This is a genomic window from Microbacterium sp., from assembly GCF_031179285.1.
Taxonomy (GTDB): domain Bacteria; phylum Actinomycetota; class Actinomycetes; order Actinomycetales; family Microbacteriaceae; genus Microbacterium.
Map to the genome: position 1 here is coordinate 70,443 of NZ_JAPSHY010000016.1, position 10,717 is coordinate 81,159.

Here is a 10,717-nt window from a genome sequence, read left to right on the forward strand (position 1 = left end):
GATGGCGGGGTCGTGGGCGAATGCTCACGACCCCGCCACAACGGGCCGCCGCGAGCGTCGGACAAGCCCGGCGAAAGCGGTCGCACGGCGAGCGATCATGACGATCATGTACTCGCCGGCGATCCGCTTCGTTCCGGTTCTCCGCCGTTCACCTCGTGCGCATACCGTTGGCCGCATCGCCACCCCGATGAAGGAGAACCGGATGCGGCAGCCACAGGTCCCCGTGTACGCCATCGCCGCCGGAGTGTCGATGGCGGCGTTCCAGCTCGTGCGTCCCTGGGGCGACGTGACCGAGGAGCCGGAGGCGATGGCCGAGGCCTTCGCCGACCCGCGGTGGGTCATCGCCCACCTCGCGGGTGCCGCCGTGTTCATCCTGCTGACGCTTCTCGCAAACGACGTCGTGGCCGAAGGCATCCGGCAGCACGCGGTCAGACGGAGGTCGCCGGTCGCGCGGATCGCCCGGTACGGAACATTCGTGGGGACGTCGCTCGTACTGCTGTACTTCGGCGCCGAGACCTTCGCCCTGCACGAGATCGGTCGGGCGGCGCTCACCGGATCGTCCGTCGACGTGGTGGCGCTGAGCACCAGCATCCGGATGAACCTGGTGGCGGTCAGCGTGTTCGGCGCGGGGCTGCTCATCGTCGCGGCGGCGATGATCTGTCTCGCGGTCGTGGCGAAGCGCTCCGGAGCCGCGGCCTGGGGCGCATGGCCGCTGAGTGTGCTGGCGGCCCTCGTGCTCGCGCAGTTCGCACTGCCGCCCGCCGGGCGCATGGCCTACGGGGTTGCGTTCCTCCTCGCGGCGGTGCTGTTCGCCGTGGCGTGGCGGCGAAGGCCTACGCCGGCACCGGCGGCGTAGCCTGCATATCCGTTGATCAGAGCCGCGATACGGCGTTGCCGACCGCATTCGGCGCGATACGCAACAGCGTCGGCAGCCACTTGGCCGTGCCCGGAAGAGCCACGCGCTTCCGGTTCCTGAGCGCCTTGAGGGTGACCGCTGCGACCTCGGCGGGTGTCAGCATCTTGCCGCTCTGTCCGGCCGTCATCGGCGTTGCCGTGGTGGGCGGTGCGAGCTCGAGCACATGTGTTCCGTGCGGTGCGAGCTGTCGCCGCAGGCCTTCAGCGAAACCATGCAACCCGGCCTTGACCGCGCCGTAGCTCGGTGCGCGGGCGGGGGAGACGAATGCCAGGCCAGACGTCACGAACACGATCGCATCGAGCCCCCTCCAACGGCGGAGTGTCTCGCCCGTGAGGAGCAAGGGGGCCGTCAGGTTCAACGCCACCTCCTCTTCGAGCGTCTGTATCTCGGAGTCCTCGCCCGCTGTGAAGTCACGGGCGACGAAGGTCCCGGCGTTGTTGACCAGAACGTCGAGTCTGCCGAAGCGATCGGCGACGGCCTGCAGCATCGCGGCTCGGTGCTCGGCACGGGTGACATCTGCCCGGATGGCGAGGGCGTCGGGATGTGTCAGCGCGAAGCGATCGAGGGCCGTCTGTGACCGGCCGCAGACGGCCACAGCGGATCCTTCGCTCAGGAAGGCTTCTGCGAGGGCGAGTCCGATGCCCGAGGTGCCGCCGGTGATGAGGACGACGCGCTGCATGTTGATGAGATGACCCCTTGATCCGCCAGCTCGAGCTGGTATCCCTGAGTTACCTACTGTATGAAGGAGACCACAAGCTGTGAAGGAGGCACTTTCGTGCAACCAGATAACCTGCTCGTAACCGAGGACTGCCGACGCGCCGCCGAAGTGCTGGCGAGAATCGGCGAGAAGTGGTCGGTCATGATCTTCATGCGGTTGGAGATCGAGCCGCAGCGCTTCAGTGAGCTGCGGCGTGAGATCGCCACGATCTCATCGAAGATGCTGACCTCTACGCTTCGAGGGCTCGAGCGAGAGGGCTTCGTCTCGCGCACGGTGTTCCCGACGAACCCGCCCAGCGTCGAGTACCAGCTCACGGATCTCGGTCGTGAGATGGCCGAGCAGTTGCGCGTGCTGGCCACGTGGGTCCTGGGAAATCTGCCCCGGATCGAAGACGCTCGGAATCGCTTCGATACGGTGACGATCGATACGCGGCGATTGTCGGCACAACCGACCTCGTGAATCAGCCCAGCGCGCTCGGTTTCGCGCGGCCGTGGCGAAACGGGCCGGGGCCGCGGCCTGGGGTGCGCGGCCGCTGAGTGTGCTGGCGCCCTCGTGCTCGCGCAGTTCGCACTGCCGTCGGGCGGACGGATGGCCTACGGGGTCGCGTTCCTCGCCGCAGCGGTGCTGTTCGCGGTGGCGTGGACACGCCGGGCGCGCTGAGTCTGGTCGGAGAGTGACCGCCTCGGCCTGGCCGGCATCACTCCTGACGCCGGCTGTGATCCTCGACGTCGGGTTCTGCGCGCAACAGGTCGGCGGCTTCTTCCTCCGGGCGTGGCGCGATGCTCTCGTCGACCTCGAGCTCCGGCACGGTCGCCTCGTCCGGGGCGGGAATGTGGTCCTGGTGGGAAGACACGGTGACTCCTTCGTTCTGCGACGATCACAGCGTATGCCGATCTGCCGCCTTCCGCCGCGGCGGACGCCGTAACTCAGGCGATCATGGCGCGACGGCCTTCTCCGCCGCCGCCGCGGTCGTGCGTCCGCCCTCGAACCGGGCCCGCGCCCGATCGCGGTTGCGGGTCACTTCGACGAGCTCCGTCGCCTTCGGTAGCCCCATCGGCTTGGTCGAGACATAGACGCTCTCCGCGCGCTCGACGAGGAACGTCTCGTGCCAGACGCCGACAGCTCCCGGCGCCTTGCGCGCGGCCTTGTTGAAGCGGGTCCACGCCGGCCGGTGCTCCTGCGACGGACTCGAGGCGTAGGCGTAGAGCTTGTCGATCGACGACCAGTATTGCACGGTGTACGGTCCGCCGCTGCCCATCAGCAGTTCGTAGCCGAGGAACCCGGAATCTTCGTCGGTGGAAAGCTCGCGGAGCATCCGCGGCATGGCGAAGAATGCCGGCATCCAGAGATCCGGTCGCCACCAGCGGTTGATCTGCATGCCGATGTGGAACACGACGAGTTCGCCGTCGTAGCGGTGGGTCATTCGTCCCTTGATGACGCGCGACATGGGGTCCTTCTTTCTTGGATAGCTGCACTATCCATATTGGATAGCAGTACTATCGAAGTCAAGAGGTGGCGATGAGAATTTCCGAACTGTCGGCAGTAACCGGAGTGACGGTTCCGACGATCAAGTACTACCTGCGTGAGGGTCTGCTGCCCGAGGGCGAGCGGAGCGCTCCGACGCAAGCGGCGTATGGCGACGTGCATATGCAGCGGTTGCGGGTCATCCGCGCCCTGCTCGATTCGGGTGTGACCATTGCCGAGACCCGGCGCGTGCTCGAGGCTCTCGACACTCCGCCCGAGAAGGCGCACGACCTGCTGGGCACCGCGCACGCTGCCATCACCCCGCCCGTCGACGACGCCCTCGATCTCACCGAGGCCGAGCAGTTGGCGACGCAGCTCGGGTGGGAGCCGGGGATGTGCAGCCAAGCCGTGCTGCATGCCGTCGCTCGAGCGCTGCAGGGGCTGAAACGTGCGGGCTTCACCGTGCCGGACCCGGTGATGCCGGTGTACCTCGAGAACATCCGGCGGATCGCGGATGCCGAGATCGCCGGCGTCCCGACCGAATCGGCCGAGGCTGCCGTGCGCTACGTCGTGCTCGGATCCGTGCTCGTCGAACCGCTGCTTCTGGCGCTTCGGCGCGTAGCCCAGCAGGTCGCGTCGGCCGAGAGGTTCGGCGGGGCGGGGAACTGAGAAGGCCAGTAAAGCCGCCCGTGGCTACACCGCGGTTGCGACGTCTATGGCGATGGTGGCCGCCACGGTCGTCAGCAGGATGACGGCGATGCCGAAGGCAGGTGCCCACCAGCTCTCTTTGCCCAGCAGCGAGAGGACGATGACGGCGAGTACTGCCGCGGTGAAGGCGCCGATGTGAATCCAACGATGCGCCTCAAGTGCGCCGCCGGCCAGCGCGTAATCACAGAAGTCTCCGCAGCCCGCGATCTTGAGGCTGGTGAGCAGTATCCAGAAGTTGAGGCACAACGAGAGGATGCCCTGAACGATCAGAAGCCCGATGCCCTTCGCCAGGGCGTTGGGGTTCTTGCGCAACTTCCCTGTCGTCTGTCTCGCTCTCATCCGACGCTCAATCCTCGGCTGGTGGACTCTCGCGCACCATGAAGGCGCGGTCGAGGCGCTGGTCGTCCTTCTCGACGGTCTCGCGGTACGACACTGTGAATCCCGCGGCAGCGAACACCGGCTCGGCCACGAGGCTCGCGTGCGTCGACAGCGAGCGGATGCCGCGCCGATCCGCCTCGTCGACGACATGCTCGAGCAATGCCGCGCCGACCCCGCGGCGCCCGAACTCGGGGTCCACGAACAAGCGGTCGACGTAGCCGGCATCCGAGAGGTCGGTGAACCCGGCGACGACACCGTCGATCTCGGCGACGAACGTGTGCACGCTTTGCCGACCTGTGGCCCACTGCTCGAGGTCACGCGGCCCGCCGAGCCAGGCCGCAGTCTGCTCCGCCGTGTAACGCGAAAGCGCGGTGACGCGGATCGCACGCTCGAAGATGCGCAGCGTCGGCTCGGCATCGTCGGCGGCGTATGGACGTATCGTCGGCGGCGCGAGCCGCGAGGCTTCGGGAGTCACGACTCGACGGTACCGCCGCTGTGGATGAGCCGCACTTCCACGCCGCCCGTGCCGCGCACCTCGGGGTTGGTCCCGGCGATGGCGAGCGCCTCGTCCTCATCCCGCGCCTCGATGACGTACACGCCGGCGACGGCCTGCGGTGCGTCGAGGAACGGTCCCTTACTCACGCCGTCCGCGCGGATCGAACGGGCCATGTCGCGCGGCGTGAACGCATAGGCTGCGCGCAGAGAACCCGATGCGGCCAGGGCATCGCCGTGCGCGTTCGGCTCGGCGAGGTCTTCGTCGGTCGCGTCGAGGGCGTGCGCGGAGTCCTGCGAATAGATGAGGACGGCGAACTGCGGCATGGGTGCTCCTTCGTATCGGCGGAGGCGTCGTCAGTTCACTTAGTGGCGACGCCGAGACGCCGTCTGGCGAGGTCCCGCCCTAATCACCCTAGTCACACGGCCAATCGGGCGGATAGCATGGCGAACACTGGTGGCAACCATCTGACTCAGCGAAAGGAACGGTCATGCGGCGACTTGCTTTGCTCCGAACCCTGACCATTTCGCTTCAGAAGGATCAAAGCCCTGCCTACGCTCAACCTCGGCATCTTCGCGCACGTCGACGCCGGTAAAACCAGTCTCACCGAACGCCTCCTTTTCGACACCGGAGCCATCGACCGGCTCGGATCAGTCGATGGTGGTGACACCGCCACCGACACGCTCGCCCTTGAGCGGCGTCGCGGTATCACGATCAAGAACAACGTCGCATCATTCGTGCGCGGCGACCTGATCGTCAATCTGATCGACACACCCGGTCACCCCGACTTCATCGCGGAGGTCGAACGAGCGCTCCGCGCACTCGACGGCGCCGTTCTCGTCGTCTCTGCGGTCGAAGGGGTGCAGGCGCAGACCCGCGTCATCCTGCGGATGCTGCGGCGGCTCCGCGTTCCCACGCTGCTCTTCATCAACAAGACCGACCGGACGGGTGCCGATGCACCTGCGGTCGTACACAGCATCCCGACCGCGATACCGATGTGGGGCGAGACCCGAGAAGCCCTCGCCGAGTACGACGAGCGCGCCCTCGAAGCGTTCGCCGAGGATCGAGCCACTCCGGCCGATGTGCTCCCGAGGCTCGTCGCCGGCGCTCGCGTGCTTCCTGCCTATCGCGGGTCGGCCGTCACGGGGGAGGGCATCAGCGAACTGCTCGACGCGATCGCATCGCTCCTTCCGAGGGCACCCGAAAACGTCGCTGACGATCTCGAAGCGGTCGTGTTCGCCATCGACCAGGAACACGTTGCGTCTGTTCGCGTGCGTTCGGGGACGCTACGGCTGCGCGACCGCATCGGCGAGGACCGTGTGACCGCCATCGACGGCGGCCGTGCCGGTGCGATCCCGGCGGGGAGCATCGGACGCGTCCGCGGGCTGCGCTCGGCTCGCATCGGCGACGTGCTCGGAGTGGGCGGGCGCGAACCCAGCGTGATCCCGCCGCCGACATTGTCGGCTCTCGTCGTGCCACGCGATCCGGAGCGCAGTGGCGACCTGCGCTCGGCATTGCAGCGACTGTCGGAACAGGATCCGCTGATCGATCTCCGCGTGGATCAGCACACCGGCGAACTCTCGGTGTCGTTGTACGGCGAGGTGCAGAAGGAGGTGTTGCGCGACACCCTCGAAGACGAGCTCGGCATCGAGGTCGAGTTCGGTGAGGTCACCGTGATGCTGCGCGAGCAGGTCGCGAGAGCGGTGACCGTGGGCGCGGCCATCAACGAAGACGGCAACCATCACCTGGCCACCCTCGGCTTGGTGATCGAGCGTTCCGATGGGAATCACGTCGAGGTGCTCGTACCGCACCAGGATGTGCCGTTGTACGTCTACGGCACGGTCGAGGCGTTCTCGGCAGCGATGCGCGCATATGCCGAAGCCGCTCTTCGACGCGGAGGACTGCGCGGCTGGGGAGTGATCAACACCCGGGTCACCGTCACGCGGTCGGGCTATCAATCGCCGGGCACCGGCGCTGCCGATTTCCGGCGGCTGATGGGCGAACTGATCCACCGGGGTCTGCGCGAAGCGGGCACCGTGCTGTGCGAGCCCCTCCAGCGCGTGGTGATCGAGGGTCCCGAGGGAACACTCGCCACCCTGATCTCGACCACAGTCGCGGGCGGTGCCGCGATTGAGAACGTCGAGGATGCCGGTGCGCGTGTATCTGTGACCGCCACCCTCCCCGCGTCACGTCTGCTCGCCCTCGAGCGAGCGCTTCCCGGCGTTACCCGAGGAGAAGGGGCGGTCGACGCCACGTTCGCCGGGTGGCGACCGGTGGAGGGCGGGTGAGATCTACCGGTACGCCGCGACGATGAGCCGGGCAGTGGCGTCCGCATGGCGCTGCAGCTCGCGCCGCGGCGGTATGGCGCTGTCGCCGAGGAACATCGCACGATTCACCGGTCCCGACATGACCAGCCAGTTGAACTGTTCGGCAGCCAGCGCCGGATCGGGCACGCGCAGCACGCCGTCGGCGTCGAGGCGAGCGAATGCCGCGGTCATCGACGCGAGCGCTCGCTGCGGTCCCTGCTCGTAGAGGGCCCGGGCGAGGTCGGGAAACCGGCCGGCCTCGCCGATGACCAATCGGCGCATCTGCACGAGCGTGGGAGTGAGCACCGCGGTCAGCTGGCGCATCGCGTAGTCGCTGAAGTAGGTCGTGGCTTCGTCGGCATCGCTCACCTGCGGCTCGGTGTGCACGCCGTCGCCCGCTTTCGCGGTCATCGAGCTGACGATCTCGACGAACAGCGCCTCTTTGCTGCCGAAGTGCTTGTACACGGTCTGCTTCGACACCTGGGATCGGGCGGCGATGTCGTCCATGCTCGCTCCGGTGTAGCCGTCGCGCAGGAACACCTGGAGGGCAGCGTCGAAGATGCTGTCGCGTTTGGCCGGCGACATCCGTGTAGCGGGCCGATTGTCACTCATGGTGGGGCCTCCTGCTTGACATCGTAGTACTGAACGGTCTAGTTTCGCAGTACTGGACGGTCCAGTCTAAGGAGGAGCACGATGTCCGCATCCATCGACCACCGATTCGAGGGCACATTGCGTGAAGGCGACGGCCCCGGCGGCTGGACGACCCTCATCGTTCCGGGCTCAGCCGAACTGTTCGGCACACGCAAGCCGGTGAAGGTGACCGGAACGATCGATGGTCGAGAGTTCGCCGCCACGCTCCTTCCGACGGGTGACGGCACGCACATGCTGCCCGTGAAGGCGGCGTTGCGAAAAGCGATCGCGAAAGGCGGCGGCGACCCCGTCGCCGTGCATCTGGTCGAGCGGGTGAGCTGACGATGTCTTCAGTGCTGACGACGAGCCTCGGCGACCGGGTGGCATTCGATCGACGCGGTGGGGGGCCGGCGATGATCTTCATCGCCGGCGCAGGGCCGTACCGCGAAGTCGATCCGTGGACGACCGAGACTGCCGAACTGGCCTCGCAGGCGGGGGTGACGACGATCGTGTACGACCGGCTCGGGCGCGGGGAGTCTGCGACGACGACGGTGCCAGACCTCGACCGCGAGCTCGAGGCGATCCGTGCCCTCATCGACGAGGTGGGCGGCCGGGCTGCGCTGTGCGGGCACTCGTCTGGGTGCACGATCGCGCTTGCCGCCGCCGCGCGCGGCTTGCCCGTCACGGGGCTGCTGCTCTGGGAGGCGCCGATCGGCGGACAGTCCGGCGGCGCTGGGCGATGGGCCGACGAGGTGCTGCGACGTATCGATGAAGGCGATCTGGAGGGCGCGCTGGTCCACTACATGAAGGACATGCCGCCCGAATGGCTGGAGGACGCGAGGCGGCCGCCGGCGTGGGAGTCCATGGTCGCCGGTGTCGTCTCGTACGTCGCCGACGCTCAGTCTCTGGCCTGGATCGAGTCGGATGCGCTCGAGAACCTGGTCGGCGGGCTACGGATGCCGGTCGAGTGCGTCACCGGCACCACAACGTTTCCTATGATGATCGATGCGGCGAACGCGATCGTCCGTGCCGTTCCCGGAGCCACTCATCGGAGCGTCGAAGGCTCGAACCACGTCTGGGACCCGGCCGCGATGGCAGAGGAGATCGTCCGTTTCCTCGCTCCCTGATACGGGGCTCCCGAGCACCTGATCCCGGGCGCCGTCGAAGGACCCCACGACGAATGAGAACCGTTGGCGGATCGGCCGAATGGGTGCTGCTCGAACTGCCGGACGAGAAGCCTGCGCAAGCCGCCGTGAAGCCGCGATGCGAGGCCGTCAGCCGCGGACGTTCAGTCCTTGCCGAGCGCTGCCATGGTCGTTTCGGAGTCCTGACGCGGCCATTCGGACGAGATCGACGACGGGGGCGGCGATGTCGAGCTCGAGAACGTTCTCATCCGGTTCTGGAAGCTCGAGGGTGTCCAGTTGCGACTGCACCAGAGCGGGTGGCATGAAATGACCGATCCTGCTCGACGCTCGAGACGCGATCAGTGACGGCATGCCCCGTAAGTGGACGAAACGCACGGACGGAGCAAAGCCCCTGAGCGCATCGCGGTACTTCCTCTTCAGCGCGGAGCACGCGACAACGGTGCCGCCCGAGCTCAGCACCGCGCCGACAGCTTCCAACCAGGGGATGCGGTCGAGGTCTTCGAGCGGTATGCCCGCCGACATCTTGGCGACGTTGGCCGGCGGATGAAGATCATCGCCGTCCACGAAGACCATGACCATCTCCGCTGCCAGCGCGCTCCCGAAGGTCGTCTTGCCGGTGCCGGACACACCCATCACGACGATCGAGGGGATCATGGGGGTGAGACTCTCGCTCGGCATCACCATGTCGACGTGCTTTCAAGAGGGACATCCGTGGACTCGCGGCGGATGAAGGTGGTCGCCGGCATGGGCTCCTCTTCATCTTCGGAACGGGGAGCTACCAGCATCTCGATGGCCCGCGAGCCAATCTCTCGGAGCGGGCTGCGGATCGTCGTCAGAGACGGTGTCACGAGATCGGCGCCGAAGATGTCATCGGAACCGACGATGCTGAGCCGGCCCGGTACGGAGACGGATGCCTCCTTGGCGGCCGTCAGGAGTCCGAGTGCCATCAGATCGTTGTACGCCACGACGGCCGAGACCCCGGCGGCCAGCACCCGCCTCAAGCTGCTCCGCCCACCGTCGAGGGTCGGCGCCGAGGCGGGGATCTCGACGATGGACATGCCGCGGGAGATCGCGCCGTCGAACAGGACGCTCCATCGCGATCGGTTCATCCACGACGTCTCAGGGCCGGCGAGATATCCGACCGCTCGGTGCCCCAGGTCGCGGAGGTGATCCAGCGCCTCACCGAGTCCGGCGTCGATGTCGGGGACGAGGCTCGCCACCCCGTCGACTCTGCGATTGACCGCGATGACGGGTTTGCTCTGAGTGAGGGATCGGATCTCATCGTCGTGCATGCGGGAGCCGACGAGGACGATGCCGTCGACAGCGACCCGCAGGCGTTGGGTGACGGCGAGCTCGACCTCCGGAGACTCCTGCGATTCAGCCAGAACCAGGGTGCGCGAATGGGACGCGGAGATGTGTTCGGCGCCTCGGATGAGATCGAAGTAGACCGGGTTCGTGACGTCGGAGAGCACGAGGGCGATGGTGTCGGATCGGCCCGTGATCACCGCTCGGGCCATGGGATTGAGTTGATAGCCCAGAGCGCTGGCGTGCTCACGGATCCTCTTCTCAGTCGCCGCGTTGACTCGGCCGGGCTTGTTGAGCGCTCGGGACACGGTCGACGGACTCACCCCTGCTGCCTGAGCGACGTCATAGATCGTTGGCGGGGTGCGGCCCCATGCTTCTTCGCCGTTGGTGCGCGTCATCCGTCCTCCTCAGGACATCTTGGCACATGGTGACAATCGATTGGTGGCAATCGATTGACAAAAACGCATACTCCGAGTGGAATAGGGGCATGCTCGACCCGCAACGGCGCGACCCTGATCGCCTTCTGCCCACCGACCCGCGACTGAGGGATGTCGCTCGACGGCTCTATGACCTCGTCGCTGCGGCCCCCATCATCTCGCCGCACGGCCACGTGCCCGTGGAGTGGTTGGCCGAAGACCAGCCGTTCTCGGATCC

Annotated in this window: 15 protein-coding genes; 6 read left to right on the plus strand and 9 right to left on the minus strand. The window is 67.0% G+C overall.

Going from position 1 to position 10,717, the window contains the following annotated elements; translation table 11 throughout:
* Window positions 1-202 precede the first annotated feature (202 nt).
* The gene (locus RIN18_RS11460) at window positions 203-856 is read left to right on the plus strand and encodes a hypothetical protein (RefSeq protein WP_309104106.1); all 654 of its coding nucleotides are present in this window, start codon (window positions 203-205) and stop codon (window positions 854-856) included.
* Window positions 857-872: 16 nt separating this feature from the next.
* Here the strand turns inward: RIN18_RS11460 and RIN18_RS11465 are convergent, their stop codons facing one another.
* On the minus strand, window positions 873-1,595 hold the full coding sequence (locus tag RIN18_RS11465; RefSeq protein ID WP_309104107.1) for an SDR family NAD(P)-dependent oxidoreductase: 723 nt from the start codon (window positions 1,593-1,595) through the stop codon (window positions 873-875).
* Between the two features lie 96 nt (window positions 1,596-1,691).
* Here RIN18_RS11465 and RIN18_RS11470 point away from each other — a divergent pair, with 96 nt between their 5' ends.
* Window positions 1,692-2,093, plus strand: a complete 402-nt coding sequence (locus tag RIN18_RS11470) for a helix-turn-helix domain-containing protein (protein WP_309104108.1) — start codon at window positions 1,692-1,694, stop codon at window positions 2,091-2,093.
* A gap of 238 nt (window positions 2,094-2,331) precedes the next feature.
* Here RIN18_RS11470 and RIN18_RS11475 read toward each other — a convergent pair whose 3' ends face one another.
* Both RIN18_RS11475 and RIN18_RS11480 read right to left on the minus strand, forming a co-directional pair.
* Complete coding sequence (locus tag RIN18_RS11475; protein ID WP_309104109.1) at window positions 2,332-2,487, minus strand: hypothetical protein; 156 nt, start codon at window positions 2,485-2,487, stop codon at window positions 2,332-2,334.
* 81 nt (window positions 2,488-2,568) lie between these two features.
* Window positions 2,569-3,081 (minus strand): DUF4188 domain-containing protein, encoded by a 513-nt coding sequence (locus RIN18_RS11480; RefSeq protein ID WP_309104110.1) that lies wholly within the window; start codon window positions 3,079-3,081, stop codon window positions 2,569-2,571.
* 71 nt (window positions 3,082-3,152) lie between these two features.
* Between RIN18_RS11480 and RIN18_RS11485 the strand changes: the two genes are divergently transcribed.
* Window positions 3,153-3,767, plus strand: coding sequence for a MerR family transcriptional regulator (locus RIN18_RS11485; RefSeq protein WP_309104111.1), 615 nt, complete (start codon window positions 3,153-3,155; stop codon window positions 3,765-3,767).
* A 24-nt stretch (window positions 3,768-3,791) separates the two neighbouring features.
* Here RIN18_RS11485 and RIN18_RS11490 read toward each other — a convergent pair whose 3' ends face one another.
* From RIN18_RS11490 to RIN18_RS11500, 3 genes are read right to left on the minus strand one after another with little or no spacing between them, the layout of a single operon-like run.
* On the minus strand, window positions 3,792-4,145 hold the full coding sequence (locus RIN18_RS11490) for a hypothetical protein (protein ID WP_309104112.1): 354 nt from the start codon (window positions 4,143-4,145) through the stop codon (window positions 3,792-3,794).
* A 7-nt stretch (window positions 4,146-4,152) separates the two neighbouring features.
* Window positions 4,153-4,659 (minus strand): GNAT family N-acetyltransferase, encoded by a 507-nt coding sequence (locus RIN18_RS11495; protein ID WP_309104113.1) that lies wholly within the window; start codon window positions 4,657-4,659, stop codon window positions 4,153-4,155.
* Window positions 4,656-5,003, minus strand: coding sequence for a YciI family protein (locus RIN18_RS11500; RefSeq protein ID WP_309104114.1), 348 nt, complete (start codon window positions 5,001-5,003; stop codon window positions 4,656-4,658). Before RIN18_RS11500 ends, RIN18_RS11495 begins: the two co-directional genes overlap by 4 nt.
* Window positions 5,004-5,225: 222 nt before the next feature.
* Here RIN18_RS11500 and RIN18_RS11505 point away from each other — a divergent pair, with 222 nt between their 5' ends.
* Window positions 5,226-6,965, plus strand: a complete 1,740-nt coding sequence (locus RIN18_RS11505) for a TetM/TetW/TetO/TetS family tetracycline resistance ribosomal protection protein (protein WP_309104122.1) — start codon at window positions 5,226-5,228, stop codon at window positions 6,963-6,965.
* Window positions 6,966-6,968: 3 nt separating this feature from the next.
* Here the strand turns inward: RIN18_RS11505 and RIN18_RS11510 are convergent, their stop codons facing one another.
* Window positions 6,969-7,595 carry a TetR/AcrR family transcriptional regulator gene (locus RIN18_RS11510; protein WP_309104115.1) on the minus strand — a complete coding sequence of 209 codons (627 nt, stop codon included), beginning with the start codon at window positions 7,593-7,595 and terminating at the stop codon, window positions 6,969-6,971.
* Window positions 7,596-7,676: 81 nt separating this feature from the next.
* Here RIN18_RS11510 and RIN18_RS11515 point away from each other — a divergent pair, with 81 nt between their 5' ends.
* The gene (locus RIN18_RS11515; RefSeq protein WP_309104116.1) at window positions 7,677-7,955 is read left to right on the plus strand and encodes a DUF1905 domain-containing protein; all 279 of its coding nucleotides are present in this window, start codon (window positions 7,677-7,679) and stop codon (window positions 7,953-7,955) included.
* Between the two features lie 2 nt (window positions 7,956-7,957).
* Entirely contained in the window at window positions 7,958-8,740 is a 783-nt protein-coding gene (locus RIN18_RS11520) for an alpha/beta hydrolase (protein WP_309104117.1), read from the plus strand.
* A 147-nt stretch (window positions 8,741-8,887) separates the two neighbouring features.
* On the opposite strand, the gene RIN18_RS11525 is transcribed toward RIN18_RS11520, so the two are convergent.
* Both RIN18_RS11525 and RIN18_RS11530 read right to left on the minus strand, forming a co-directional pair.
* The gene (locus RIN18_RS11525) at window positions 8,888-9,442 is read right to left on the minus strand and encodes a gluconokinase (RefSeq protein ID WP_309104118.1); all 555 of its coding nucleotides are present in this window, start codon (window positions 9,440-9,442) and stop codon (window positions 8,888-8,890) included.
* Window positions 9,436-10,461: a LacI family DNA-binding transcriptional regulator gene (locus RIN18_RS11530; protein ID WP_309104119.1), complete on the minus strand. Its 1,026-nt coding sequence runs from the start codon at window positions 10,459-10,461 to the stop codon at window positions 9,436-9,438. Before RIN18_RS11530 ends, RIN18_RS11525 begins: the two co-directional genes overlap by 7 nt.
* Between the last annotated feature and the right edge of the window lie 256 nt (window positions 10,462-10,717).